The organism is Nocardia sp. NPDC004860, from assembly GCF_040609015.1.
Classification (GTDB): Bacteria; Actinomycetota; Actinomycetes; order Mycobacteriales; family Mycobacteriaceae; genus Nocardia.
This window is the reverse complement of the sequence record NZ_JBEXJI010000029.1, coordinates 69,708-96,044: the sequence shown is the minus strand read 5'-3', so window position 1 is coordinate 96,044 and position 26,337 is coordinate 69,708. Positions and strand designations below refer to the sequence as shown.

The following is a 26,337-nucleotide window of genomic DNA, read 5'->3' as shown; positions in this document are numbered from 1 at the left end:
ATCGACACACCGGCTCGGCTGGGTACAGCTCGGCCGGAGACAGGTGCGAGCAGCAGCGCGCCGAGTATGCGCGGCGGCCACTCATCGAACCAGTCGACCGGGCTCGATCAGCCGCGGTGGCAGGGCGCCGTGCGGCAGGGCCGGGCCGAGGGCGACGAGGCTGCCCGGTGTGCGGCCCCGGCCCCAACCGAGTTGCTCACGGTAGCGACCGATGTGGGATTCGGGGATCGCGCTGCGGTCCGCGAGCGGCGCGGCCTCGGGTGAGACGTAGAGGGCGTCGGCCGGGCAGTACGCCTCACACATGAAGCAGGTCTGGCAGTCGGATTGCCGTGCGATGACCGGTATTCCGCTGTCGGTGCGGTCGAAGACATCGGTCGGGCAGACGTCGACGCACTTGTCGCAGGCGATGCAGTCCTCGGCGCGAACCAGTTCGATCACGACGCCACCACCGAGGTGAGACCGGTGGCCGCGGCGGTCGAGGTCCATACCCGGTCCAGGCCGCCGGACAGGATATGGTGGTGCTGTGCCGGATCCAGGTCCGGGTGGTCGGCACGCTTGCTCATCCCGCGAGTTTCTCTGCGCGCCAGCGTGGATCGGTACATCAGCCGGCCGACCGCGGTAATGGCGGCGGCCTGCCGGGCCCGGATCCGCTCGGCGCCGGTTCCGCCGCCGAGCCCGCGCGGCCCGCTCCCAGAGCTCGTCCAGTTCGGCCAGGGCGGGGCGGATGCGGTCGCCGTGACGCAGATAGTTCTTCTCGAACGGTATGAGTTCGCGCTGCGCGGCCGACACGACCTCGTCGGCGGACACCGATTCCGTTGTCTCCGGCCGTAATCCGACCCGCCCGGCTCCGTGGACAGCGGAGGGACCGACGCGCCCCGATCGCCGGGCGAAGGCCGCCGCACCCCGGCCCGCCCAGCTTCCGGAAGACATGGCCCAGGCCGAGTTGTGGCTGCCGCCGCCGGTGAATCCACCGCAGATTCGTTCCCGGGTCGCGGCGTCGCCCGCCGCGTAGAGACCGGGAACCGTTGTCGCGCAGTCGTCGTCGACGATATCGATGCCCCCCGTTCCGCGCACCGTGCCCTCGGCGAGCAGATCCACCTCGAAGCGGTCGGTGAACGGGTCGATCCCGCGCCGGTCGAACTGGAGGAAGAAGTTGGGCTGGCCCAGCCGCATCCGCGCCTGCACCTCGGCGTCGGCGCGGTCCAGCTGCGCGAACACGGGCTCCGACAACAGGGTTCGCGCGATGACCGACCGGCCCTTGGCGGAGCCCGCACCCTCCAGCACCCGGCCGTCGGCGTGGAAGAAGGTGGCGTAGCCGTAGTAGGCGGTCTTGGTGATGGTCGAGCCCTTGGGCACGATGGCGTAGGCGTTGGAGAACTCCATGCCCGAGAAGCGCGCGCCGGCCTCGGCCGCCATGAGCGCGCCGTCGCCGGTGTCGACATTGGTGCCCAGCGCCCGCGACAGGAAGGCGCATCCGCCCGTGGCCAGCACCACCGCGCCGGCGGTGATCCAGTAGTCCTGCTCGGCCTGCCGCCGATAGCCGGCCGCCCCGCGCGCCACCCCCTCGGCATCGACCAGGAGTTCCAGCGCGGGCGAATGGTCGAGGATCCGCACGCCGAGGCGTTTCACCCAGGCCCGCATCCGGCGCATGTATTCGGGCCCCTGCACCCCGGTGCGCACCGGCTCGCCGGTGCCGGAATCCACCGGGAACGGGTACCGGCCCTCGACGGCCAGCCGGTTCATGTTCACGTAGGTCTGGTCGAGGACCCGGTCCATCCAGTAGTGGTCGGCCAGATGCCCGCCCAGCGCCTCCCGGGCGGCCTTGGCATTGGCGCGGGCTGCGGCCTCGGGCGCGACGTACCAGACGCCGGTGCCGGAAGGCGCTGTGGCGCCGCTGGTTCCGCAGTAGCCCTTGTCCACCAGCACCACCTCCGCGCCCGCTTCCCGGGCGTGCACCGCCGCCCAGCACGCGGCGGGCCCGCCGCCGATCACCAGCACGTCGGTACTGATCTGCCATGGTTCGCTCATCGGCACGTTCCTCCCGGGAGAGTTGGTGTCCGGAACGGTAAGGCGGCCGGCCGTACTCGCCGAAGGGTTCGAATCAGGACGATCCTATGGCGGCGGAATTTTCCATATCGTGGAAAGCCGCTTGCTTCTCGCGGCGGGATCGGCGCGGGTCAGCGGCAGGCTTCGGCCATGCCGCTGAGCCATTCCCGGACCGCGACGCGTTGTTCGGGGGTGAATCCGGCTTCCAGTTCGGCCTCGCGGCGACCGACGGCGGCGTGGGCCTCGGTGTAGATGGCGCGGCCCGCGTCGGTCACGTAGATCTGGTGGGTCCGGCGGTCGGTGGGGTGCGGGCGGCGCTCGATCAGGCCCGCCTTCTCCAGGCCGCCGAGCATCTCGTTCGCGGCCTGCCGGGTGCTGCCGACATCGCGGGCGATATCGGTGACCGACTTCCCGGGCTGTTTCTGCGTCATCATCAGCGTCGCGTACTGCGAGGTCGTGAGGCCGAAATCCTTGAGTTCCTCACCGATGGCGGAACGCATGCTCAACCACACCGTGCGGACCATGAAGGTCAGGGATCCATCCTGCGATCCGGAACAGCTCACCGCGACAACCCTTTCCAAAGATTGACAGGTTCCTGACATTCACGCACACTGGCGATCGTCAGGTTCCTACCAATCTTATCGAAGGCATCCATGACCGTGCCCGCGACGCTGCCGAGATCCCGGCAGCGGCTCATCCTCGCCGTCCTCCTGCTGTCCTCCCTGCTGATCTGGCTGGACAACACCATCCTCGCCACCGCGCTCGAGACCCTCGCCGATCCGGCGCGCGGGCTGGGCGCGAATCCCGCTCAGCTGCAATGGGCCTCGGGGTCCTACACGCTCGTGTTCGCCGCGCTCATGTTCACCGCCGGGGCGCTGGGCGACCGCTACGGGCACCGGACCGTGCTCGTCACCGGATTGATCGTCTTCGCCGCCGCCTCGGTCTGGGCGGCCTATGCGGGTGATCCCGGAGGGCTCATCGCCGCCCGTGCGGTCATGGGCGTGGGCAGCGCGCTCATCATGCCGGCCACCATGGCGACGGTGACCTGGACGTTCACCGGTCCGGCGCGGGCATCGGCCATCGGGCTGTTCTCGACCTCCGCGGGGGTCGGACTGGCGGCCGGGCCGCTGCTGGCCGGGGTCCTGCTCGACCACTTCTGGTGGGGCTCGGTGTTTCTCGTGAACGTGCCCGTCGTCGCGGTCGCACTGATCGGGATCGCGGTACTGGTCCCGAACTTCCGCAGCCCGACGCCGCGGCCGCTGGACCTCGGCGGACTGACACTGTCGGTGAGCGGATTGGCGGCCCTCGCCTACGGGCTCATCCGGGCGGGTCAGGTCGCCGCGTGGACACCGGTGCAGGTGTGGGCGCCCATCGCCGCCGGGCTGGCCCTGCTGGCCGCGTTCGTCGTCGTCGAATTGCGTTCCGGACAGCCGAGTTTCGATCCACGGCTGCTGGCGCAGCGGGTCTTCGGCGGCGGCAACGCGGCCCTGGGCCTGCTGTTCCTGGCCATGACGGCGGCCGGCTTCTACGGTGCGTTCTACCTCCAGGGCGCCCGCGGCTTCTCACCGCTCGCCGCGGGTCTGATCAACTCCCCCGCCGCCGTCGGCGTCATCATCGGCGGTCCGCTCGGCGTCCGCCTGGTCCGCCGCTTCTCCCTGCGCGCGGTGACCGCGACCGCCCTCACCGTCGGCTCGCTCTGCATGGGCAGCGCGGTCTTCTTCGGATTGCACACGCCCATCATCTGGAACGTGGCACTGGCTGCGGCACAGGGCTTTTCGATCGGCATGGTGATCGGTTCGGTCACCAGCGCCCTGATGAGCACGCTTCCACTCGACCGCGCCGGCGCGGGATCGGCCGTCACCAATACCGTCAGGCAAACCGGCAGCGTCCTGGGTATCGCGCTCGGCGGCACCATCATGGCCATCACCTACCGCACCGGCATCCAGGCCGCGCTCACCGGCCTGCCCGACGCTGCCCGCGAACCCGCCCAGGTATCCGCCGAACAGGCGCGCCATGTGGCCACCGCCATCAACCGACCCGACCTGTCCCACGCCGCCGACGACGCCTTCATCCACGCCATGCACGTCGGCGGTATCTGGACCATGATCTTCGCGCTCGCAGGAGCCGTCGTCCTGGCCCTCACCCTGCGACCCCGCCCCACTCCGCCCACCCCGGAGCCGGAGCCGACCCTCGCGGCCGCCGGTCAGAACTGAGCCGATCGGCCCGTTCTCACCGAGCGCCACGCCACGCGTCCTGCGCCACCCGACGGCGGTGCAGGGCGCTGCGGTCGTCATCGCGACCCCGATGGGCCTGCATCAGTTTCGAGTGCACGCGCCGTGCTTGCTGCAACGATTTCCGGATCGACATGGCGGGCTTCCTTCTGTTCCGAGGGCAGGGTGTTCGTGCCACCTACCTCGTAAGACGGTCCGGGACAGGGAAATTCAGCGCCTCGGCCAACCCGGTTCAACGGATTTCCCTACACGCGCGAATCGCGCATGCGCGCAGCGGTGGAACGTTTGCTACTCGGATGCCCCTCCGGTAGCGAGGAGCTTCCCGAGCAACGTCGTCAGCTGGACCCGCTCCTCGGGAGTGAGCGCGGCGAAGGCGCCGGCCAGGAAGCCCGGGATCGCGGCCTCGGCGGTCCGCAATCGCTCCCGTCCAGCGGCAGTGATGGTGACCGCGTATGAGCGCCGGTCCTTCGGGTTGCGTTCCCGGCGGATGTCGCCCGATCGCTCCAGGTCGTCACAGACGGTCACCATGACGCTGCGATCGATGCGGAGTTCGGCGGCCAGCGTCTGCTGCGCGCAGTCGCCGACCGCGTCCAGCATCTTCAGCACCAAATGCTGTCCGACCCCCAGTTCCGTTGCGGCGGCATGGGCTTCACCGGCCTTGGCCACCGCGGCGGAGGCGCGGCAGAGGGCGATATCGGGGCGTTCGGCGGCGAGAGCCGGGAAGTAGGACGGTCTGGCGGCAGGCATGGTCTCCTCGTTCGATCGCGGCCAGCTTACCAAAACCATCTGTGCACAGATCATTTGACAGCAGATGATTGTCGCGCCTACGGTCCAATCGTCTGGGCGCAGATGATTTTCGCGCAGACGATCTCGGAACCCGTTGGGCCACAGGAGTTGCCATGACGCTTGATCTCTCTCCCGATGAATTGCTGTCGACCACCCGGGCCGTGCGTCGCCGCCTGGACTTCGACCGGCCGGTGCCGCGCGACCTCATCGAGGAGTGCGTCGATCTCGCCACCCAGGCGCCCACGGGGCGCAACCGCCAGCGCTGGCACTTCCTGGTCGTCACCGAGGCCGCGCAGCGCCGGGAGGTGGCCGAGATCTTCCGGCGGGCGCTCGCGCTGAGCGAGGCCGCGCCACTGTCGCGGGACGACCTCGCGCGCATGCACGTCCGCCCGGGCAGCATGGCGCGGGTGTTCGACGGCGTGCGCCATCTGGCCGACAACATTCACCGCGTGCCCGCGTTCGTGATACCCGCAGTCGAGGGCCGCACCGACGCCGCCTCGGTCCAGATCCAGTCCGGCACCTGGGGATCGATCCTTCCCGCGGTCTGGAGCTTCATGCTCGCCGCCCGCGCCCGCGGTCTCGGGACCGCGTGGACCACGGCCCAGGCTCCACTCGAGCGCGAACTGTCGGCAATCCTGGGCGTGCCCTACGACGAGGTCATGCTCGCCGCGTTCCTGCCACTGGCCTTCACGCTCGGCACCGAGTTCAAGCCCGCGGTCCGTGTCCCCCGCGACCGGGTCCTGCACTGGCAGCACTGGTGACGGGCGGGGCACCGGGCGAATCCTGGGACACGCGGGCATTTCGGGGTTGTCTGTAACCCTAGTTAGCACTTACCTTGGAGTGTGTTGCACCGCACAGGAGCGGCCTCGGCTTCGGCTCCCGGGCGGCGCGGCACAGAGACGAGGAGGCAATGATGGCTCTGACGACGATGTCGGGCTCCGTTCCGGCGGCACGAGACTATGCGGATGTGCTGCACACCCTGTCGGAGGGATCGGTGTACCGCCGATTCGATCCGTATCTCGATATCGCCTGGGACTCACCCGAATTCGCGATCGACCCCCGGGACCCGCGCTGGGTGCTGCAACCGGACATCGATCCGCTGGGCGCGACGCGGTGGTATCAGAACCTGCCCCTGGACCGGCAGATCGAGATCGGGCGGTGGCGGATCGCCAATGCCATCAAGGTCGGCGCGGCCTTCGAGAGCATCCTGATCCGCGGCATGATGCAGTACATCATGAAGCTGCCCAACGGGTCGCCGGAGTTCCGCTACTGCCTCCACGAGATGACCGAGGAGTGCAACCACATCCAGATGTTCCAGGAGCTGGTCAACCGGATCGGCGTGGACGTCCCGGGGATGCGGCCCATCTTCCGGAGGCTGTCGCCGTTCATCGGCGTGGCCGGCGGTTATGCCTGGCCGATTCTGTTCATCGGCATTCTCGGCGGCGAGGAACCGATCGACCACTATCAGAAGGCGGTCATCCGCAATGGCGCGAAGCTGCCGCCCGCGGTGGTGCGCTGCATGGAAATCCATATCGCCGAGGAGGCCCGGCACATCTCCTTTGCCAACGAGTTCCTGAAAGAGCATGTGCCGGGTTTCAATCCGCTGTATCGCAATGTCTGCGGTATCGCCTTCCCGCTCGCGATGCGGTGGCTGGCCGGTGAGATCATGGCTCCCCCACCGGAATTCGCCCACACCTTCGGCATCCCCCGCGAGGTCATCAAGGAAGCCTTCTGGCGCTCCCCCACCGCGTCGAAAATCCTCTCCGGATACTTCGGTGACATGCGCTCCCTCGCCGGCGACCTGGGCCTGATGAACCCGGTCACCAACCGATTGTGGAAGCTCCTGCACATCGACGGCGACCAATCCCGCTACCGCAGCGAGCCCGAACGCCGGGCCGCCTGACCCCGGGGATACCCACCGGAATCACCCGTCCGAAATACGATCGGAAAATGCGGTCCATCTGAAAGGGCTTTCGGTAGCGCGAAATCGCGAATACCGAAGGCCCACACCACCTCCGACCTGTGATCGGCGGTCCGACACAGCATCGACCCAAGCCCGACCGTCGCCGAGATCAACCAAGCCTTACAACTGCTTCAACACCCGGACGTCCAGGGCGTGATCGAAACCGCGGCAGGTCTCACCCCGCTCCAGATATCGACGACGCGGTGGGTGGCTGTGCGACGACGAACAGGATGACGTCGACGACTACAACCCCCGGTTCGGAACGTCGTTCGCCGACCCTGACGACCGCTACTGAGTGGATCTGCTCGGCCACGAGTCAATCGTCAAGCTCAGCAAGCACTTTCAGGATCAGCGCACGCGCATCCCGCCCGTAGACCGCAGCCTGTTTCAGTACCTCGAACATTCGCACATATAGGTTGCACTCCGTCGGCTGTGTGACCTGAATGCTCGCGGTCGGCGTTTCAAGAGCGACGAGGTCATCATCGAAGATCCAGAACCCCGCCGATGCGACCGCCTCGCGTTCTCGCATGAGCGGAATGATGCCGAGCGAGATGTTCGGTAGCGACATCAACTCGAGTAGCCGTCCGAGCTGCCCCGCCTGAATTTCGGCGTCACCGAACCACGTTCGCAGCGCTTGTTCCTCGAGCACCGTCACGAACCGCTTGCCACCTCGCTGCAGGATCCGCTGACGCTCCATCCTGACGGCGACCGCGGCATCGATGTCGTTTGGTGTGCCCAGGAACCGAATCCAGAACGACAGCATGGCGGCGGAGTACTCGGCAGTTTGGAACAGACCCGGGATCACGTTGTGCTGAGAGATCCGGAACACCTTCGTCGCCTCATACCGCTGCTGGGTGTGAGCGCCGAGAACTCGCTTCAGGCCGGCTCGGCTCTGGCGCCGGAACTCGAGGTAGGCCGAATCGGCTTCCCGCAACGTCGCGATGAGATCGGCCACCTGGTCCTCGGCGCCGCAGACGCGACACCACTCCCTGATGTCATGGTCGGTCGGTGCCTGAATGCCGTTCTCGATCTTGGAGACACGTGTGTAGTGCTGCTGTGTCGCATGAGCGAGGCGGCGGGCACTGAGACCAGCATCTCTGCGGATATCCCGCAGCCTGGCCCCGAGTGCCCGTCGCGCCTCCTGCGCTGAGCTAGAAGGGCTGGTATTCATGGTGAGGAATCGCCAGCTTCCACACCGCCTCGAATGCCGTGCGGCACAACAGGATATCGGCGGGGTCTGTCGATGCGGCCTTGCCGGTTCCCAGGCCGTTGCCTGCGTAGTGAAGGAACACGGCAAGGCGGTCATCGAACAGGTAGAAGTCGTTGCCTGGCATGGCGATCGACGAGACCAGACGTCTCGGCGCCCAGCGGATATCCTCGCCGGCATCAACCATCGGCCACGCGATGCTGTACGACCATCTCTGGTAGTCGCTGAGCGGTTCCGAGACGATGCGCGCTCGCCGGATCGACTTCCCTGCGGCAGTGTGATCTCTCAACGTTGAGCACCAGCCCTGGAGCCATTCCAGGTCGTCTGGTTCGCCCGCCGTCCACTGCGCCATGTGCGGCAGCTCTACCACGGTGCCGTAGGCGTCCCGAGTCTCCAGATGGATGGACTCCGTCTGGAATTCGATCAGCAGTTGCTCGAAGTCGTCATCGCTGATCGGAGTCACTGTCTCCCTGTTCGAAGAACGGAACCAGACGGTCCGGAACCTCTACGCACTATTCGCCGGCAGGAATATCCATCTGCGCCAGCGTTGCCGGATCGTCGATCACCCAGCCCTGTACCACCCATGAACCTCGGTCGGTGCGGTACAGAGTCGGAGAGCCCGTCGGGTTCGATCCCGGATCCTTGGCGATGAAGGTCAAACGCATGGTGTCCCCATGCGTGCAGTGTTGCGAGTAGTTGCTCCATCATGTCGCCAAATCGCGGCCCACGGCAAGGAATTCACATTTCAGGTGTATACCCGCAGCGATCGCAACATTTCGCAACAACCTTCCGAACTTGGGAACGCCACTTCTACCGTCTATGTAGGCGCTCGGGGCCGGTGATCGTCGTCCCCGCCCCGCGTCGCCACCGACGACCAACGACGGCGAGGGACGACGATGGCCTTGACCGAACCAGAAGCTAAAACGCTTGGGGCACTGGCGACCTTGGATCCATCGCAGTCCCGGACCGTCCAACAGCTCTGCCGCACAACCAAGCTTGCCGAGACGTCACTCCGCAACGCTCTGATGCGGCTGTCACGCACTGGGCTCGCCATGTGCCTCCCCCACGCTCCGACGCGGTGGCAGCCCACCGACCGCGGCCGGCGTACAAGCCGCATTCCGGTGTACGCCGAGTACGCGAGGACCGATCGATGACTGGGCCGCACCACAACCTTCCGATACCCGGAAGGCGCCCAGCGCTCCGGGTGCTTCGTGGCGGCGCCGGAAGTATTCACGCACGGGTTCTGTTCGTTTACACGCGATCCTGGGTCTCCGACCCGGTAACGGCGATTCTGGTTGATCGTTCGTACCCGTGTGATGCGGAATCGACAGAGCTATCGACGTTCCTGCAAGCGATCCGTTTTCTGCACGGGGGACGACTTGGACCAATCACTGGCGCGCATCGAGATTGGATCGCGCAGCAGGAGCCCGCGAGCCACGATGTCCGCTACCTCCTACAAATGGCTCTTGTCGAAGCAGGATTCGACGTCGAGGTGGTCGATACGTGGGATGAAGCCCTCCACCCCATACCGCATCAGCTCGTGGTGAATCGGGGACACCCAGGCCCATGCCTGCACTGCCTCGAACGCCCCTCCCCTACGCGCGAGAGGAGGTGAGACATGGACCTGCTCGAGCCCGGCCCGAACGGCAATAGTCACGACAACTGGAACGAGGAAGCGAACGCCGATCGCACGCAGTGCCGTGCGCCGGGGTTTTGGACGACCGATTCCCTGACCGATTCAGAAGCCGATCCCCAGAGGCAACTTCTCTGCAATACTTCCCCACTGCTCGATCCACCTGACGGGTCGGGTACAGTGCTCGACCCGCTGCCAGGTCCAACGTGCCCAGCGGCCAGAACAAGGAGTTCTGTGTACAACCATGCCATTTCGGCCGGATCGTTCACGCGTCGCCTTGTGATCCTGATCGGCCTCGCCTGCGCCGTGGCCGGTTGCGGGATCGCAACCGACACGGCACATCCGACAACGACGATCTCGAAATCCCTCCCGCTGGCCACCGTTCCACAAACAACGGCCTTCGCGCCATCGAGCACCCCTGACCCGACGCTATCGCCCCTGACAACGACTCCTCCCACGACGACGGCTGTCCCGGCATCCCCGGCGGCCGTCATGCCCGCCGTCGTCTGCATGAATCTGCAAGACGCACAGAACAAGATCCACGAGGCTGGTGTCTTCTACTCCCGATCGAAGGACAACACAGGCCAGGGCCGCCACCAGGTCATCGACCGCAACTGGCTTGTGGTCGCCCAATCCCCCTCCCCGGGAACCCCTTTCGGCGAGGGCGACGCGGTCCTGTCCGTCGTCAAATATGGCGAACCCAACAACTGCTGACGACCGGCGATCGCTCAGGCGAGACGGCCCGGGTGTACCGGATTGGTCGTAGAGCTCGGCGATGCGGAACCAGCCGCGTCCCAGCACTTGTGGGACATCGGTGAGGCGGCGATACGATTCGGGTCGGATTCCGGAATGGTCGCCGAGGTCGCGGTAGCTCGAGCCGATTGCCCGCAGTGCATGAATTCGACGCCGGACACCCAGTGCCGACACGAGCAGGGTCGCCTGCGCGGCGACGGGAACGTGGGTGACGCCCATCAGCCGCATCGCCCGCTCCAGCCGTGTCTTCTCATCGGTACGCCCGCGGACCAGCCACAGTGTGCGTTGCGGGAGACCCGCAGCGGCGCCGATCGACGGTTCGGTGGTGGTCATGCTGCTTCGGCTTTCGGGGAGTAGAGGACCACGTGGTCTGCACGTCGATGAAGGGACGGTCGGCCGGCGGAGTCAGTCGATGAAGCTGTATGCCTGCTCGCAGTACCAACGGGCTCGCGCGGCCATGAGTTCGGCGGCGGCGTAGCGGGCGAGCTCGGAGTGCAGAAACATTAGCACCGCTAAATATGCTGATTCGTGCCATTTGCAGCATTCCCTATGGACATAGGCGTCCCGATATGAATTCATTCCGATCAGGCAATGTCAGTTACCTATGAGCAGATTTGCAGGATGCCTCGCCAACGCGCTTCCCCGCGTGTCACCGAGACCATACGACAGCCAATCGCACACGACTCGCTTTCGAGGCGGAATGCGCACACGACCCACACGATTCACCACTTCTCGATTCGCCGGCCGAAGGGCTGGATGCGATCCGAGGCAGATTCGGGGTGAGCGGGGTCGCGGGCTCGAGCAACGCTGCCGGCCGCCCTGGATAATCCAGGCGTCGGGTTGATTGCCAGGCTTTGGGCCGACGTGAAGGCAAAGGGGTGCAACGCGATTCCATCCGCGCGAATGCGATCTATGCTGAACGACACCGGCACAAACACAATATTCACCGAGACGTTGAGACGAGGTGTGCCATGTCCATGTCTCCTACCCTGCAGGATTGCCTGCGTCAGAAATCCTCGCGGTACGAAGTCGTGAACCACCCTCATAGCGATACGAGCCTGCAGACGGCCACGGCGGCGCACATCCCCGGCGATCGCCTCGCGAAAACCGTGCTGCTCGAGGACGACAACGGCTATGTCGCAGCTGTGCTGCCGGCGACGCAGGCGGTGCGCCTGTCCGATCTCTGGGCGCGGACCGGCCGGCATCTGGTGCTCGCGAAGGAAGCCGAGCTGCACAAGCTGTTCACGGACTGCGATACAGGCGCGTTGCCGCCGGTCTGCATGGCCTACGGCATGCAGACGTTCCTCGAGCAGGATCTGGCCTTGGAGCCGGAGGTCTATTTCGAGGCCGGCGATCACGAGGCGCTGATCCATATGGCGCAGCGCGAATTCCTGTTGCTGATGGAAACGGCCGAAGTCGCGCATTTTTCGTACAGGATGTAGCGCATCGCGTCTCGAGCGGCAACCAGTGCATGACCGCAAGTAGCGGATCTCGAGTGCCTGCCAGCACGCCGGCCGGACGGCAGGCGTCCGCGAGCCCACGCCGTCCACAAGCCGTCGGACGCTCACCGGCAGCCACCAACAAGCACCAACGACCAGGCGAAACCGACAGGCCGCGGTGGGTTGCGGTAGAACGCCGACCTGGTACGACGTACTCTGACCAAATGCGGTCCATTTGGAAGGGCTCCATCGCGTTCGGACTGGTGAATGTCCCCGTGAAGGTCTACACCGCCACGGAGGACCACGACATCAAGTTCCACCAGGTGCATGCCGCCGATGGCGGGCGCATTCGCTACGAGCGGTTGTGCACGGTGGACGGGCAGCCGGTGCAGTATTCCGATATCGACCGGGCCTACGAATCACCCGACGGGGATCGGGTGATTCTCACCGACGAGGACTTCGCCAAACTTCCGGCGGCCGAGAAACACGAAATTCCAGTGTTGCAATTCGTGCCGTCGGAGCAGATCGATCCGATTCTCTTCGACAAGAGCTACTACCTGGAACCCGATTCGAACACGCCGAAAGCCTATGTGCTGCTGGCGAAGACCCTCGAGCGGGTGGACCGGGTGGCGCTGGTGCATTTCACGCTGCGCCAGAAGACCCGGCTCGGCGCGCTGCGGGTACGTGACGGGGTGCTGGTGCTGCAGACGCTGCTGTGGCCGGACGAGGTGCGGGCGGCGGCGTTCGACAAGCTCGAGGACGTGACCGAGCCGAAGTCCCAGGAATTGCAGATGGCCGAGACGCTCGTCGACACGCTGTCCGACGATTTCGATCCCAGCCTGTACGTGGACGAATATCAGCTCGAATTGAAGAAGCTGCTCGACGAAGCGATCGCCAGCGGTTCCAGCAAGGTCACCCGGGCGCCCGAGGCGGCGGTTCCGGCAATGGATGCCGAGGTCGTGGACCTGGTCGCGGCCCTGCAGCGCAGTCTCGAAGCCTCCGGACACAAGGCGGGTACTGCGCCTGCCAAGGCCACCAAGGCGACGAAGGCCGCCAAGGCCACCGCGGAGAAGAAGCCCGCCAAGAAGGCCGCGAAGAAGGCTCCGGCCAAGCAGACCCGCAAGGGCGCCTGATAGCACGCCACCCGCGCGGCCTCGCCACCGGCGGGCGCCCGGGTAGCCAGCACCCACCTGGCAAACTGTCGGGCATGGATTCCGACATATCCAGCCATCCGGATATCGCCGTCGTGCCCATGGGGCTCGGGCATCTGCGTCAGGTCATCGACCTCGGCTACCAGGTGTTCGACACCCAGGCCAAGCCCTACACCTCGTGGTCGCTGACCTCGGTGGCCGAGCACCTCGACAGTGCCGGCCGGTCCTGCTGGGTGGCGGTGGATTCGGATCGGGTCGTCGGATTCGTGCTGGCCTCCATGGAATTCGAGCTGCGCGAGGACTGGGCGTACCTGGAGTGGATCGCCGTGGCGCCCGATATGCAGGGGCGCGGTGTCGCCGGCCGGCTCATGACCGCGTGCTGCGATCTGCTGTTCCGGCACGGTGCGGTCCGCATCGTGACCGACGTGGAGAACCACAACACGGCCTCGGCGTCCATGATGCGCAGGAACGGGTTCACCGAGGGCACCACGGTGACACTGTTCGTGCGGCCCAATCCGGACGAGGCCGTGGCCGGGGCCGACGAGCAGGTCACCCTCGGACCCGGCACCAAGCGCGATCTCATCCGGCGCGGCCGGATCACCGGGGACGGGCGGCACGGGCGGCCCGCCCGCTAATTGTCGGACCCTGACGCTACGGTCGCGGGCATGACCGCCGTCGACGAGACCATGACCGCCATCAACGACGCCGTAACCCTTGGCCGCCAGGGTGATACGGCGACGGCGCGGAAGCAGCTGACCGCGCTGTGGGACACCATCGGCGCGGGCGGCGACCCGCTGCACCGGGTCTCGCTCGCCCATTTCCTGGCCGACCTCCAGGCGCATGCGGCGGACGCGCTCACCTGGGACATCCGGGCCCTGGATGCCGCCGACGCGCTGACCGACGAGCGGGCCCAGGCTCACTATGCGGGGTTGAGTGTCCGGGGCTTCTATCCGTCGCTACACCTGAATCTCGCCGACAATTATCGGCGCCTGGGGGCGTTCGACACCGCCCGGCGCCACCTCGACCACGCCCGCGACCGGCTCGACGCCCTCGACGAGGACGGCTACGGGCTCGGAGTCCGGGCCGGCATCGCGAATGTCGAAGCAGCACTGACGGAACGCTCCACCGAGCAGCTACCCACGCACCCCGCCGCGTCATAGCGGCCGCCTGACCTTCGAGAATGTCGGCCCGGTGATCATTGCCGGGCTGGACCGGGCGATATACGCTGGCCGCGACCACCGCCCAGTGAAGGGAACGCCTCGATGCCGGAGCCGCGATCGGAAGTAGCTGCGCCGCAAGCGGATCCCAGGGGACGACGTGCCGGATTGGGCGTGACCCTCCTGCTGGCCGTCGCCGCGGGCGGACCCGTCGCGGTGGCCGGCCCGGCCGTCGCCGACGCTCCCGGCACGGCCACGCAGGTTTCCTGCTCCCCCGCCGAACCAGCGACAGGCCTGCCCGCCCGCACGCCGGTGGGCGACTGGTCGGAGAATCTGGGATTCGACACGGCCGGGGACCTCTGGGTCGCGCGCACCTACCGCAATGCGGTGGAGCGGTACGACCGGGGCGGTCACCTCGTCGTCAGTGTGCCGGTATCGAGCCCGGGCGCGGTCCGTCTCGGCCCGGACGGGCTGATGTACGTGACATACGGCAACTCACCGTTCGCCGGGATCGCCGGGCAGGGCGGCGTGCTCCGATTCGATCCCGCCGCGGCCGTTCCACAGCCCGAGGTCTTCGTCTCCGGGCTCGGCCAGGCCAATGGGGCCGCCTTCGATGCGGCCGGGAATCTGTTCGTCGCCGACACCACCGCCGATACCGTGGAGCGGATCCGGCCGGACGGGACCCTCGACACCGAGTGGACCGAGCGGGCCCGGAACGCGCTGGCGGCCAAGGGATCCGGCGCCGACGGGATCGCCGCGGCCGGGAACATCCTCTATGTGACGCTGCTGGAGAGCCCGACGGCACGCATCGTCGCATTGCCCATCGACGATCCGGCCCGGGCCGATGTCGCCGTCGATCTGGCACCCGCCCCGCTCACCGCACCGCTGCTCCCCGACGATCTGGCGGTCGCTGCGGATGGGTTGCTCTACATCGCCACGGGCAGTGGGCAATTCGTGCGGGCCGATCCGGTCACCCACACCAGCTGCACGCTGTTGTCGGGACAGCCGCTGACCTCCGTGGCCGTCGACCCGTCCGACGACCACACCTTCATCCTCGGCACCGAGGGCGGCGATGTGCTGAAGGCGCACCTGCGCTGACGTCAATTGTCCTGCGCGGCACGGGCTCTGCCCTCCCGGAAGAACTCCAGCAGGCCCTCGACCGTCGCCACCTCGGCGCGCGGTCGCATCGCCCCGAAGGACGTGTGCCAGAACTCGCCCTCGCGCCGGGTCCACGGCCCGACATACGCGTAAGGCTGTGGGTTGTCCCAATCCCCCGGTGAGACCCCGTAATTCACCTCGTCGACGGCAACGGACAGATCGAAGTGCTCGGGCCACAGCACCGGTTGTTCCTCGGCGAAGCGCCGTAATGCGATGTCTCCCACCGCGAACCAGTCGTGCACCGTGGTGGCGGCATCGGCGTCGACGCTGAAGGGTTCGTCCGGATCCATGCGGGTGCCATCGGAATACAGGCCCGCGGGCGGGGCGTCGGCTGCGAATCCGGCGGTCGAAGCGAGGTCACTGTAGGTGCCGTGCAGACGGATACGACCCTGTGGCCACACCAGATCGGTGCCCGTCACCGACACCGGCCACTTGATGCCGGTGAAGCCGCCCAGCACGATACGCATGCGGATACTGCCGAATCGGCGATACTGCGGGCCGGCGATCAGCAGTTCGGCCGCCGCGTGCATTGCGAACCGGGTGTCCTCGTAGGTGATGTCGTCCACCGGGAAATCATCTCCGTCCGGCCGGGCGTGTTGCTGGAAAATGGACTCCGGCAAACAAAACAGCGCCACACCGGACGAATCCGGTGTGGCGCCGGGTGATTCGCGATCGGTCAGCTCGCGTTGTCGGTGCACGCCGACAGGATGACCTTGGCCTGGCGCGGCGAGGACGACCCCGTGTCCGGGAAACCCGGGGCGCTCTTGCCGAGCACGTTGATGGCGGCCGACTCGGCCTCCACCTTGGACGGGGCCCACGCCCAGCCGAAGCGGGTGTCGGCGCCCTGTGCGACCGCGCCGCAGGCATTGGCGAAGTGCACGACGACCGCGCAGTCGCCGCCGCCGCACTTGTCCACGGCGGTGCTGTCCGCGCTGTCCCAACTGCCGTAGTTCACGGCATAGGCGACGTTTCCGGTGCTCTTGGACAGCGCGAGCGCGCCGTACAGGTCACCGGAGGTGGCGACGAAGACCGGTTCACTGTCCGCCGCGGAGGCGGTTCCGGCGGCCACGGTGCCGATCGCGGCCATCGACGTAACGGCGAGGCCTACACCGGCCTTGCGCAGCAACGACATTCGATACTCCCCGGGGATGGAAGGTAATAACGGCCGTCATCATGCCAGACGCTCAGACCCTGCGCATGACCGAGACAACCTTACCCAGCACCTGGGCGTGGTCGCCGTCGATCACCGGGTAGGCCGCATTGCGCGGCTCCAGATACACATGACCATTGGCGCGGCGGTAAACCTTGACCGTGGCCTCGCCGTCGATCATGGCGGCCACGATCTCGCCGGTGTGCGCCTCCTGCTGCTTGCGCACCACCACGATGTCGCCGTCGCAGATGGCGGCGTCGACCATGGAGTCACCGCGAACCCGCAGGCCGAAGACGGTGCCGCGGCCGACCAGCTCACGCGGCAGGGACAGTACGTCGTCGGTGTGCTCCTCGGCCAGAATCGGCGTACCGGCCGCGATATCGCCCACCACGGGCACCGGCACCGAATTCTCGTCGTGCTGCCGCTGCGGCCCGGCCGCGCGCAGGAACAGCCGCACATCCATGGGCCGGGTCACCGATTCACTGCGCTTGAGAAACCCCCGCTCCTCCAATTCGCGTAAATGCCGCGAAACAGACGAAGCCGACTTCAACCCGACCGCATCGCCGATCTCCCGCGTACTCGGCGAATACCCGTGCCGCTGCACCCAATCGCGAATACTGCACAGAATCCGCTGCTGCCGCTCCGGCAATGTGGAGGTGTCGAGATGCTCGAACCCGTCGAAGTCGTCATAGGTCACCGGAGAATCCTACGGTCCGAACCGGCCGTTCCCCCCACGACCGGCCGTGTCACTCCCGGTCACGACAGGCTGCGTCATTCCGGCGACGACGGTTGCGTCACTCCCGGCGACCGCGCGAGTGCCGCCTCGGCCTCGGCGGCGAGAGCGCCAACCAGGCCGGCCGCCGGTTGCACACAGCGACGGCCGCCGACTCGGAAAGGCTGTCCGGCAGCGGGATACGAGCCAGACGGACCTGCTTGCCGGGCCACCGTTGCCAGGTACTGCCCACGACGGAGGCGGCGCATCGTGACGGCTCTGCGGGCGACGCGCATAGGGTGGGTCGCGTGCAAGATCACGAGAGGCTGTTCGACCGGGTGCGCGGGGCGCTGCTGGGTGGGGCGATCGGGGACGCGCTGGGGTGGCCGATCGAGTTTCTGTCGCTGCAGCAGATCCGGGGGCGGTACGGGGCGGCGGGGGTCACCGGATTCCTGCCCGGCCCGGATCCGGCCGCGCCACAGCAGATCACCGACGACACTCAGATGACGCTGTTCACCGCCGAGGGGCTGCTGCGCTGTCCGCCGGGTGCGGACCCCGCGCCGGTGCTGCGCCGTGCCTACCTGCGGTGGCGGGATACTCAACAGCAGGAGAAACCTGCGGCCGAGGTGGACGGGTGGCTGGCGGGGCACCGATTCCTGTATGCCATGCGGTCTCCGGGCAATGCCTGCCTCACCGGGCTACGGCGGCAGGCCGAAAGTTTCGTGCCGCCGTTGGAGTTCGGGGAGCCGGGGCCGGTGAATCCGAAGTCGAAGGGATGCGGGACCGTGATGCGATCGGCGCCGTTCGGGCTGGCCGGATTCGGCGCCGACCGCGCGTTCTATACCGCCATGCGATGCGCCCAGCTCACCCACGGCCACCCGACCGGCTACCTCGCGGCGGGCGCCCTCGCCATCTTGATCGACAGCGTGCTGTCCGGAACCGAACTACCGATCGCGGTGCAGGACACCATCTCCCGGCTCGCCCCGATGCCCGCGAGCGCGGAAACGATCACCGCCCTGGCCACCGCCCTCACCACCGCGCATCTGGGTGACCCCACCCCGGAGCGGCTGGAGCGAATCGGCGCGGGGTGGTGCGCCGAGGAGTGCCTGGCCATCGCCGTGTACTGCGCGCTGCACACCTACCGCACCGGCGACATCCGCACCGGGCTCCTGCTGTCGGTCAACCACTCCGGCGACTCCGACTCCACCGGCGCGGTGGCGGGCAACCTCATCGGCGCCATCCACGGCCTCGAGGCCCTCCCCATGGAATGGGTGGCCGCCGTCGAAGGTCGCGACGAATTGTTCCGAGTCGCCGACGATCTCGTCCTCAACTTCTTCTACAACGATCGCACGGCCCTGGCCGACCGCTACCCTCTCGACCGAGGTCTCGACCAGTGAGCGGGAGGGCGTCGCCCACGAATTCAGGGCCGTACGAACCGAATCGCCGAATCCCTTCCAGATCAACGGCGCAGGGGCCTGATTCCGCAGGACAAGGCTTCCTCCCCCGGTGAAAGCGTCGGCCCACACAACGATGCGGGCCGATCCGTATCGGATCGACCCGCATCGTGGGCGGATTGCTGGTCCCGCTAGACCGTGAAGCCGAGGGCGCGCAGCTGTTCGCGGCCGTCGTCGGTGATCTTGTCGGGGCCCCACGGGGGCATCCAGACCCAGTTGATCTGGAGGTCTTCGGCCAGGCCGGAGCGCACGAGGGCGTTGCGGGACTGGTCTTCGATGACGTCGGTCAGCGGGCAGGCCGGGGAGGTCAGGGTCATGTCGAGTTTGGCGATGCCATCCTCGAAGGTCATGCCGTAGACCAGGCCGAGGTCGACGACATTGATGCCCAGCTCGGGGTCGACGACGTCGCGCATCGCCTCCTCCATGTCCTCGAGGTGCTGGATCTCCTCGGGGGTGAGTTCCTTGGCCTGCTGGTCGGTTTCGCTCATCTCTACTCCCCGTTGCCCATCGTCTTCTTGGCTTCCTCGGCCGAGGCTATCCGCACCACGGCATCCTTGAAGGCCATCCAGCCCAGCAGCGCGCACTTCACGCGGGCGGGGTACTTGGCGACGCCGACGAACGCGATGCCGTCGCCGATCACCTCTTCGTCGCCCTCGACGGTGCCGCGGCTGGTGACCATCTCGTCGAACGCCTCGACCACCTTCAGCGCCTGCTGCACCGGCAGGCCGATGACCTGGTCGGTGAGCACCGAGGTGGACGCCTGGCTGATCGAGCAACCCTGGCCGTCGTAGGACACGTCCTTGACGTCGCCGTTGTCGTCGATGTGCACACGCAGCGTCACATCGTCACCGCAGGTGGGGTTGACGTGGTGCACCTCGGCGCCGAAGGGCTCGCGCAGCCCTCGGTGGTGCGGGTGCTTGTAGTGGTCCAGGATGACTTCCTGGTACATCTGCTCCATGCGCATGGTCTATGCAACTCCGAAGAAGCTCTGGGCCTTCCGCACCGCGGCCACCAGCTGATCGACCTCGTCGAGGGTGTTGTACACCGCGAACGAGGCCCGCGCGGTCGCGGCGATACCGAAGTGCCGGTGCAGTGGCCACGCGCAGTGGTGACCCACCCGGACGGCGACACCCTGGTCGTCGAGGATCTGGCCGACGTCGTGGGCGTGAATACCGTTCACCAGGAACGACACCGCGCCACCGCGGTTCACGTTCTCGGTCGGGCCGATGATGCGGACGCCGTCGATCTCGCCCAGGCCCTCCAGTGCCGCGCCGATGAGCGAGTGCTCGTGCGCCGCAACGGCTTCCATGCCGACATCGCTCAGATACCGGACAGCCGCGCCCAATCCGACGACCTGCGAGATCATCTGCGAGCCCGCCTCGAACCGCTGCGGCGGCGGGGCGAAGGTCGAATGATCCATGAACACGGTCTCGATCATGGAACCACCGGTGATGAACGGCGGGGTGTCCTCGAGCAGCTCACGGCGGCCGTACAGGATGCCGACACCCGAGGGGCCCAGCATCTTGTGGCCGGAGAAGGCGGCGAAGTCGACGCCCAGCGCCTTGAAGTCCACCGCCATGTGCGGCACCGACTGGCAGGCGTCCAGCACCACGATCGCGCCGACTTCCTTTGCCCGGCGCACCAATTCGGCGACATCCGCGACCGCGCCGGTCACGTTCGACTGGTGGGTGAAGGCGACCACCTTGGTGGCCGGCGACAGCTCCAGCGAGTCCAGGTCGATGCGACCCTCGTCGGTGACCCCGTACCACTTCAGCGTCGCACCGGTCCGGCGCGCGAGCTCCTGCCACGGCACGAGATTCGCGTGATGTTCGAGCTCGGTGATGACGATCTCGTCGCCGGGGCCGACGCGGTACGGGAATCGGTCGTCGGAGAAGGCGTAGGCCACCAGGTTCAGCGACTCGGTCGCGTTCTTGGTGTACACGATCTCGTCCGCGCCGACGCCGACGAACGCCGCGATCGCCGCGCGCGCCGCCTCGTAGGCCTCATTGGCCTCCTCGGCGAGTTGGTGCGCGCTGCGATGCACGGCCGCGTTGTGTTCGAGCAGGAATTCCCGCTCGGCGTCGAGCACCTGCAGCGGACGTTGCGACGTCGCACCGGAATCCAAGTACGCCAGCGGTTTTCCGTCGCGCACGGTCCGGCTCAGGATCGGGAAGTCGGCCCGGATCCTGGCGATGTCGAGAGTCCCCACGGTGCTGGTCATTTAGGCTCCTACGACAGAATCTGATTCGCGGCTCGCCGCGGATGAAGTGAAGCGCACGTAGCCATTCGCATCGAGTTCCTCGGCCAGCTCGGGGCCGCCCTCGGCCACGATGCGGCCGTTCACGAACACGTGAACGAAGTCGGGCTGTATGTAGCGCAGGATGCGGGTGTAGTGGGTGATCAGCAGGATGCCGCCGGTCTCCCGCTCCTTGTAACGGTTCACACCCTCGGAAACAATCCGCAGCGCGTCCACGTCCAGACCCGAGTCGGTCTCGTCGAGGATGGCGATCTTCGGCTTGAGCAGGCCCAGCTGCAGGATCTCCTGGCGCTTCTTCTCACCGCCGGAGAAACCCTCGTTGACCGAGCGCTCGCCGAAGGCCGGATCGATGTCCAGCTCGGACATGCCGTCCTTGACTTCCTTCACCCAGGTGCGCAGCTTGGGGGCCTCGCCGCGGACGGCGGTCACGGCGGTGCGCAGGAAGTTCGAGACCGAGACACCCGGGACCTCGACGGGGTACTGCATGGCCAGGAACAGGCCCGCCCGCGCACGCTCGTCGACCGACATCTCCAGCACGTTCTCGCCGTCGAGGGTGATGGTGCCCTGGGTGACGGTGTACTTGGGGTGCCCGGCGATGGCGTAGGACAGGGTCGACTTGCCGGAGCCGTTGGGGCCCATGATCGCGTGGGTCTCACCGGACTTCACGGTCAGGTTGACGCCCTTGAGGATCTTGATGGGCTCGGCGGTCTCGTCCGGGTTGGCGACCTCGACGTGCAGGTCCTTGATTTCCAGGGTGGTCATCGAATTCGAATTCCTTTGCGGGGATGGGAAGTTGGTGTCAGGCGCCGACAGCGGCGAGCTCGGCCTCGATGGCCGCCTCGAGCCGCTCCCGGACCTCGGGAACCGTGATCTTCTGAATGATCTCGAAGAAGAAGCCGCGCACGACCAGACGTCGGGCCGCGTCCTCGCTGATACCGCGCGAGCGCAGGTAGAACAGCTGCTCGTCATCGAAACGCCCAGTGGCCGAAGCATGTCCGGCGCCGACGATCTCGCCGGTCTCGATCTCCAGGTTCGGCACCGAGTCGGCGCGCGCGCCATCGGTGAGTACCAGGTTGCGGTTGGCCTCGTAGGTGTCGGTGCCCTCGGCCGCCGCGCGAATGAGCACGTCGCCCACCCACACGGTGCGCGCGTCCGGCTTGCTGGAGGACGGATCGCCCTGCAGCGCACCCTTGTACAGCACGTTCGACTTGCAGTGGGGCACCCCGTGGTCGATCAGCAGGCGCTGTTCGAAGTGCTGGCCGTCATCGGCGAAGTACACGCCGAGCAGCTCGGCGTCGCCGCCCGGACCGTCGTAGCGGACAGTCGCGGTCAGGCGCACCAGATCGCCACCGAGAGTGACATTGGTGTGCCGCAGGGTGGCGTCCCGGCCCAGCTTGCCGTGGTGCGCGGTCGCGTGCACGGCGTCGTCGGCCCAGTCCTGAATGACGATGACATTCAGCTTGGCGCTGTCGCCGAGCACGAATTCCACGTTCTCCGCGTAGGTTCCGCTGCCGCGCTGGTCGAGGACCACGTTCGCGTGCGCGAAGTTGCCCAGTCGGATCTGGGTGTGCCCGTAGGCGGTCTTGCCCTCTCCCGGACCGGTGATGGTGACGACGACCGCTTCGGCCACTTCGGTTTCCGCGCCGATCGACACGATGGTCGCCTGCTCGAAACCCGAGTACGCCTGCGCGGCAACGCGATCGGTGGGGGTACCGGCGATACCGAGGCGAGCGTCGTCACGGCCGACGGTCTCCACCGTCACGCCCTCGACAGTGTTCGCCTCGACGACGGCCCGGCCGTCCGGAACGGCGGTGCCGTCGTGCAGGCCACGCAGGCGACGCAACGGGGTGAAGCGCCACGCCTCGTCATGCGCGGACGGCACCTCGAAGGCGTCCACGTCGAAGGACGCAAAAACCTCACCCTTGTTGACGGCGGGCGCACGGCCCTCGGCGGCAACGGCAACATTCTCGACCGTCATCAGCCGACGGCTCCTTCCATCTGCAGTTCGATCAGGCGGTTCAGCTCCAGGGCGTACTCCATCGGGAGCTCCTTGGCGATCGGCTCGACAAAGCCGCGCACGATCATGGCCATGGCCTCGTCCTCGGTGAGGCCGCGGCTCATCAGGTAGAACAGCTGGTCCTCGGACACCTTCGACACCGTGGCCTCGTGGCCCATCGTCACGTCGTCCTCGCGGATGTCGACGTAGGGGTAGGTGTCGGAGCGAGAGACGTTGTCCACCAGCAGCGCATCGCACTTCACGGTCGACTTCGAGCCGTGCGCACCCTTGTTCACCTGAACCAGGCCGCGGTAGGAGGCACGACCGCCGCCGCGCGCCACCGACTTGGAGATGATGGTCGAGGAGGTGTGCGGCGCCAGGTGCAGCATCTTCGCGCCGGTGTCCTGGTGCTGGTCCGGACCGGCGAACGCGATGGAGAGCACCTCGCCCTTGGCGTACTCACCGGTCATCCACACGGCCGGGTACTTCATGGTCACCTTGGAGCCGATATTGCCGTCGACCCACTCCATGGTCGCGCCCGCCTCGGCCTTGGCGCGCTTGGTCACCAGGTTGTAGACGTTGTTCGACCAGTTCTGGATGGTGGTGTAGCGGCAGCGGCCGCCCTTCTTCACGATGATCTCGACCACCGCGGAGTGCAGCGAATCCGAGGAGTAGATCGGCGCGGTGCAGCCCTCGACATAGTGGACGTAGGCGTCCTCGTCGACGATGATCAGCGTCCGCTCGAACTGACCCATGTTCTCGGTGTTGATCCGGAAGTACGCCTGCAGCGGGATGTCCACGTGCACGCCCGGCGGCACGTAGATGAACGAGCCACCCGACCACACCGCCGAATTCAGCGCGGAGAACTTGTTGTCACCCGACGGGATGACCGAGCCGAAGTACTTCTGGAAGATCTCCGGGTGCTCCCTGAGACCGGTGTCGGTGTCGAGGAAGATGACGCCCTGCTTTTCCAGGTCCTCACGGATGGAGTGGTAGACGACCTCGGACTCGTACTGCGCGGCGACACCCGCGACCAGCCGCTGCTTCTCCGCCTCCGGGATGCCCAGCTTGTCGTAGGTGTTCTTGATGTCCTCGGGCAGCTCTTCCCAGGACGCGGCCTGCTTCTCGCTCGAGCGCACGAAGTACTTGATGTTGTCGAAGTCGATGCCCCCGAGGTTGGAGCCCCAGCTCGGCATGGGCTTCTTGTCGAAGATGCGCAGTGCCTTGAGGCGGAAGTCGAGCATCCATTCGGGCTCGTCCTTCTTCGCCGAGATGTCGCGTACGACGTCCTCGGACAGGCCGCGCTTGGCACTGGCACCGGCGACATCCTTGTCGGCCCAGCCGTACTCGTACGTGCCCAGGGACGCGATGGTCTCTTCCTGGGACAGCGGCTGCACCTGGTCGGTGGTCGTCGTCATTCGGCACTCCTTCCGGAGTCATCTGTAGAAGTCGTTGCGGGCTGTGCAACGGGGGTCGATGCGGAATTCTTTTGGGCGGTATTCGATATCGGGGGCACTGCGACGAGCGGGACGTGCGTGGTGCAGGCGCAGTCGCCATTGGCGATGGTCGCCAGGCGCTGCACGTGCGTACCGAGAATCTCCCGGAAGGCTTCGAGCTCGGCCGCGCACAGCTCCGGGAACTCCTCGGCGACATGCGAGACCGGGCAGTGGTGCTGGCAGATCTGCACGCCCGCACCGACCTTCCGGGTCGAGGCCGCGAATCCGGCGTCGGTGAACGCGTCCGCGATCTCCTCCGCCTTGGCCTCGGTCTCGGCCGGGGTGTGCTCGGCGAGCGCGCCGACCCCGGACACGATGGTCGCCACCCGCTTGCGCGCGAACTCGGTTATGGCCTGCTCTCCGCCGATCTCCCGCAGCTGCCGCATGGCGGCTCCGGCGAGGTCATCGTAGGCATGCCCGAGGCGGCCACGGCCGGTGGCCGTCAGCTGGAACTGCTTGGCGGGACGACCACGCCCCTTCTGCTGCCACGGTGCCGACCGCATCGCGCGGGCCTCGCCCGATTCGATGAGCGCGTCCAGGTGCCGGCGCACGCCCGCTGGGCTCAGGCCCAGGCGTTCGCCGATGGCGGTCGCGGTGATCGGGCCCTCCTCCAGCAGCAGCTTGATGACAGCTTCCCGGGTATGACCCTCACCCGCCGGCACGGGCACGACAACGGACCGGGCACCGTCGTTTTGGTGCCCGGCCTGTTCCGCGTTCCGCAAACCCACGGTTTTCACAACATCAGTGTGACGGAATTCCATCCCTCGTTCCAGTAAGGGTCACCTGACCTGATCATCGCGACCTGGGGCGATGGGTTCGGGTGTGATCCGAGCCACCATATATATCCCGGCATTAAGGAAATTCGACCCGGTCACGGTGGGTTTCCGAAGACGTGAACAGTGTGCTCGTGGTGGGTGCGACGGGAAACGTCGGCCGGCAGGTGGTTGCCCAACTGGTCGCGGCGAGGGTCCGGACACGCGCGCTGGCTCGTGATCCGGAGACCGCCGGCCTGCCGCCCGGAGTCGAGGTGGTGAGCGGGGATCTGGCCGAGCCGGAATCGCTGGCCGCGGCCGCGGACGGGGTCGACTCGGTGTTCCTGGTGTGGCCGTTCCATGGGACGGAGGGCGCGGCGCGGGTGCTGAAGGTGCTCGCCGGGCACGCTCAGCGCGTCGTGTACCTGTCGTCCACGACGGTGAACGACCAAGGGCCGCAATCGGATCTGATTCCGCAGTTGCATGCCGAGATGGAGGCGCTCATCGAGGGCTCAGGGCTGCCGTGGACCGTGCTGCGCGCGGACACCCTCGCCTCCAACGCGCTGGGCTGGGCGGGGCAGATTCGCGCCGGTGACGTGGTGCGCGCGACCGAGGTCGCGCCGTGCGCTGTGGTGCACGAGGGCGATGTCGCGGACGTGGCGGCGCGACTGCTCACCGATCACTCGCACACCTGGCGGAAATACCTGGTGACCGGGCCGCGGGTGGTCGGGCGGGCCGATCAGGTCGCGGCGATCGGCGAGGTGCTGGGTCGTTCGCTGCGCTTCGAGGCGCTGCCGCTGGAGGTGGCGCGGGAGTCGATGACCGGGGCCGGGCTGCCGGCGCGGCTGATCGAATCACTGCTGTCGATGGCCGAATTCCGGCCACGCTCGGATCTGGTCACGACGACGGTGGCCGACCTCACCGGGCGGCCGGCGCGGGATGTCCGGGACTGGGCCGCGGAGCACGTGGAGAAATTCCGGTAGCCGACCGGTCGCC

General features: G+C 67.0%; 27 protein-coding genes and 1 pseudogene. 11 read left to right on the top strand and 17 right to left on the bottom strand.

What is annotated here, in order from left to right:
• Positions 1-81: 81 nt before the first annotated feature.
• The 3 genes and pseudogenes from ABZV44_RS36365 to ABZV44_RS36355 all read right to left on the bottom strand — a co-directional run bounded on the left by ABZV44_RS36365 (position 82) and on the right by ABZV44_RS36355 (position 2,609).
• The gene (locus ABZV44_RS36365) at positions 82-438 is read right to left on the bottom strand and encodes a ferredoxin family protein (protein WP_354846794.1); all 357 of its coding nucleotides are present in this window, start codon (positions 436-438) and stop codon (positions 82-84) included.
• Positions 435-2,028: pseudogene (locus ABZV44_RS36360) on the bottom strand (FAD-binding protein). Before ABZV44_RS36360 ends, ABZV44_RS36365 begins: the two are co-directional and overlap by 4 nt.
• 149 nt (positions 2,029-2,177) lie before the next feature.
• A complete protein-coding gene (locus ABZV44_RS36355; protein ID WP_354846792.1) occupies positions 2,178-2,609 on the bottom strand; it encodes a MarR family transcriptional regulator in 432 nt (143 codons plus the stop codon).
• A 90-nt stretch (positions 2,610-2,699) separates the two neighbouring features.
• On the opposite strand from ABZV44_RS36355, the gene ABZV44_RS36350 reads away from it, so the two are divergent.
• Positions 2,700-4,259: an MFS transporter gene (locus ABZV44_RS36350; protein ID WP_354846789.1), complete on the top strand. Its 1,560-nt coding sequence runs from the start codon at positions 2,700-2,702 to the stop codon at positions 4,257-4,259.
• 306 nt (positions 4,260-4,565) lie between these two features.
• Here the strand turns inward: ABZV44_RS36350 and ABZV44_RS36345 are convergent, their stop codons facing one another.
• Positions 4,566-5,024: a MarR family winged helix-turn-helix transcriptional regulator gene (locus tag ABZV44_RS36345; protein ID WP_354846787.1), complete on the bottom strand. Its 459-nt coding sequence runs from the start codon at positions 5,022-5,024 to the stop codon at positions 4,566-4,568.
• 152 nt (positions 5,025-5,176) lie between these two features.
• Here ABZV44_RS36345 and ABZV44_RS36340 point away from each other — a divergent pair, with 152 nt between their 5' ends.
• Complete coding sequence (locus tag ABZV44_RS36340) at positions 5,177-5,824, top strand: nitroreductase family protein (RefSeq protein WP_354846784.1); 648 nt, start codon at positions 5,177-5,179, stop codon at positions 5,822-5,824.
• Between the two features lie 152 nt (positions 5,825-5,976).
• Positions 5,977-6,966: a diiron oxygenase gene (locus ABZV44_RS36335; RefSeq protein ID WP_354846782.1), complete on the top strand. Its 990-nt coding sequence runs from the start codon at positions 5,977-5,979 to the stop codon at positions 6,964-6,966.
• Positions 6,967-7,342: 376 nt separating this feature from the next.
• Here ABZV44_RS36335 and ABZV44_RS36330 read toward each other — a convergent pair whose 3' ends face one another.
• Genes ABZV44_RS36330 through ABZV44_RS36320 form a run of 3 tightly spaced genes read right to left on the bottom strand, consistent with a single transcriptional unit; the run spans position 7,343 to position 8,898 of the window.
• Entirely contained in the window at positions 7,343-8,197 is an 855-nt protein-coding gene (locus tag ABZV44_RS36330) for a helix-turn-helix transcriptional regulator (RefSeq protein ID WP_354846779.1), read from the bottom strand.
• Positions 8,178-8,696 carry a DUF6879 family protein gene (locus tag ABZV44_RS36325; protein WP_354846776.1) on the bottom strand — a complete coding sequence of 173 codons (519 nt, stop codon included), beginning with the start codon at positions 8,694-8,696 and terminating at the stop codon, positions 8,178-8,180. Before ABZV44_RS36325 ends, ABZV44_RS36330 begins: the two co-directional genes overlap by 20 nt.
• A 49-nt stretch (positions 8,697-8,745) precedes the next feature.
• Positions 8,746-8,898, bottom strand: a complete 153-nt coding sequence (locus ABZV44_RS36320) for a hypothetical protein (protein WP_354846773.1) — start codon at positions 8,896-8,898, stop codon at positions 8,746-8,748.
• 953 nt (positions 8,899-9,851) lie between these two features.
• Here ABZV44_RS36320 and ABZV44_RS36315 point away from each other — a divergent pair.
• The 6 genes from ABZV44_RS36315 to ABZV44_RS36290 all read left to right on the top strand — a co-directional run bounded on the left by ABZV44_RS36315 (position 9,852) and on the right by ABZV44_RS36290 (position 15,464).
• Positions 9,852-10,580, top strand: coding sequence for a PASTA domain-containing protein (locus ABZV44_RS36315; protein WP_354846771.1), 729 nt, complete (start codon positions 9,852-9,854; stop codon positions 10,578-10,580).
• A 1,016-nt stretch (positions 10,581-11,596) separates the two neighbouring features.
• On the top strand, positions 11,597-12,061 hold the full coding sequence (locus tag ABZV44_RS36310) for a YbaK/EbsC family protein (RefSeq protein ID WP_354846768.1): 465 nt from the start codon (positions 11,597-11,599) through the stop codon (positions 12,059-12,061).
• Between the two features lie 221 nt (positions 12,062-12,282).
• Positions 12,283-13,191 carry a Ku protein gene (locus tag ABZV44_RS36305; protein ID WP_354846765.1) on the top strand — a complete coding sequence of 303 codons (909 nt, stop codon included), beginning with the start codon at positions 12,283-12,285 and terminating at the stop codon, positions 13,189-13,191.
• A 74-nt stretch (positions 13,192-13,265) separates the two neighbouring features.
• On the top strand, positions 13,266-13,844 hold the full coding sequence (locus ABZV44_RS36300; RefSeq protein WP_354846763.1) for a GNAT family N-acetyltransferase: 579 nt from the start codon (positions 13,266-13,268) through the stop codon (positions 13,842-13,844).
• Between the two features lie 30 nt (positions 13,845-13,874).
• On the top strand, positions 13,875-14,369 hold the full coding sequence (locus tag ABZV44_RS36295; RefSeq protein ID WP_354846760.1) for a hypothetical protein: 495 nt from the start codon (positions 13,875-13,877) through the stop codon (positions 14,367-14,369).
• Between the two features lie 171 nt (positions 14,370-14,540).
• Positions 14,541-15,464: a hypothetical protein gene (locus ABZV44_RS36290; RefSeq protein ID WP_354846758.1), complete on the top strand. Its 924-nt coding sequence runs from the start codon at positions 14,541-14,543 to the stop codon at positions 15,462-15,464.
• 2 nt (positions 15,465-15,466) lie between these two features.
• Here the strand turns inward: ABZV44_RS36290 and ABZV44_RS36285 are convergent, their stop codons facing one another.
• The 3 genes from ABZV44_RS36285 to lexA form a co-directional block, all read right to left on the bottom strand.
• Positions 15,467-16,090, bottom strand: coding sequence for a hypothetical protein (locus ABZV44_RS36285; RefSeq protein ID WP_354846756.1), 624 nt, complete (start codon positions 16,088-16,090; stop codon positions 15,467-15,469).
• Positions 16,091-16,200: 110 nt separating this feature from the next.
• Complete coding sequence (locus tag ABZV44_RS36280; protein ID WP_354846753.1) at positions 16,201-16,656, bottom strand: DUF4189 domain-containing protein; 456 nt, start codon at positions 16,654-16,656, stop codon at positions 16,201-16,203.
• A gap of 52 nt (positions 16,657-16,708) precedes the next feature.
• On the bottom strand, positions 16,709-17,371 hold the full coding sequence (gene lexA, locus ABZV44_RS36275; RefSeq protein WP_354846751.1) for a transcriptional repressor LexA: 663 nt from the start codon (positions 17,369-17,371) through the stop codon (positions 16,709-16,711).
• Between the two features lie 323 nt (positions 17,372-17,694).
• Here lexA and ABZV44_RS36270 point away from each other — a divergent pair, with 323 nt between their 5' ends.
• Positions 17,695-18,783, top strand: coding sequence for an ADP-ribosylglycohydrolase family protein (locus tag ABZV44_RS36270; protein ID WP_354846748.1), 1,089 nt, complete (start codon positions 17,695-17,697; stop codon positions 18,781-18,783).
• Positions 18,784-18,971: 188 nt separating this feature from the next.
• Here ABZV44_RS36270 and ABZV44_RS36265 read toward each other — a convergent pair whose 3' ends face one another.
• From ABZV44_RS36265 to ABZV44_RS36235, 7 genes are read right to left on the bottom strand one after another with little or no spacing between them, the layout of a single operon-like run.
• Positions 18,972-19,328, bottom strand: a complete 357-nt coding sequence (locus ABZV44_RS36265) for a metal-sulfur cluster assembly factor (RefSeq protein WP_354846745.1) — start codon at positions 19,326-19,328, stop codon at positions 18,972-18,974.
• A 2-nt stretch (positions 19,329-19,330) separates the two neighbouring features.
• Positions 19,331-19,804 carry a Fe-S cluster assembly sulfur transfer protein SufU gene (gene sufU, locus ABZV44_RS36260; RefSeq protein ID WP_354846742.1) on the bottom strand — a complete coding sequence of 158 codons (474 nt, stop codon included), beginning with the start codon at positions 19,802-19,804 and terminating at the stop codon, positions 19,331-19,333.
• A 3-nt stretch (positions 19,805-19,807) separates the two neighbouring features.
• Positions 19,808-21,061 (bottom strand): cysteine desulfurase, encoded by a 1,254-nt coding sequence (locus ABZV44_RS36255; protein WP_354846739.1) that lies wholly within the window; start codon positions 21,059-21,061, stop codon positions 19,808-19,810.
• Positions 21,062-21,859: a Fe-S cluster assembly ATPase SufC gene (gene sufC, locus ABZV44_RS36250; protein WP_354846736.1), complete on the bottom strand. Its 798-nt coding sequence runs from the start codon at positions 21,857-21,859 to the stop codon at positions 21,062-21,064. It lies immediately after the preceding gene.
• Positions 21,860-21,896: 37 nt separating this feature from the next.
• On the bottom strand, positions 21,897-23,075 hold the full coding sequence (sufD, locus tag ABZV44_RS36245; RefSeq protein WP_354846734.1) for a Fe-S cluster assembly protein SufD: 1,179 nt from the start codon (positions 23,073-23,075) through the stop codon (positions 21,897-21,899).
• The gene (sufB, locus tag ABZV44_RS36240; protein WP_354846731.1) at positions 23,075-24,511 is read right to left on the bottom strand and encodes a Fe-S cluster assembly protein SufB; all 1,437 of its coding nucleotides are present in this window, start codon (positions 24,509-24,511) and stop codon (positions 23,075-23,077) included. Before sufB ends, sufD begins: the two co-directional genes overlap by 1 nt.
• Positions 24,508-25,350 carry a metalloregulator ArsR/SmtB family transcription factor gene (locus ABZV44_RS36235; RefSeq protein WP_354846728.1) on the bottom strand — a complete coding sequence of 281 codons (843 nt, stop codon included), beginning with the start codon at positions 25,348-25,350 and terminating at the stop codon, positions 24,508-24,510. The genes sufB and ABZV44_RS36235 overlap by 4 nt, the downstream gene beginning before the upstream one ends.
• A gap of 149 nt (positions 25,351-25,499) precedes the next feature.
• Here ABZV44_RS36235 and ABZV44_RS36230 point away from each other — a divergent pair, with 149 nt between their 5' ends.
• Positions 25,500-26,324, top strand: coding sequence for an NAD(P)H-binding protein (locus ABZV44_RS36230; protein WP_354846725.1), 825 nt, complete (start codon positions 25,500-25,502; stop codon positions 26,322-26,324).
• Positions 26,325-26,337 lie beyond the last annotated feature (13 nt).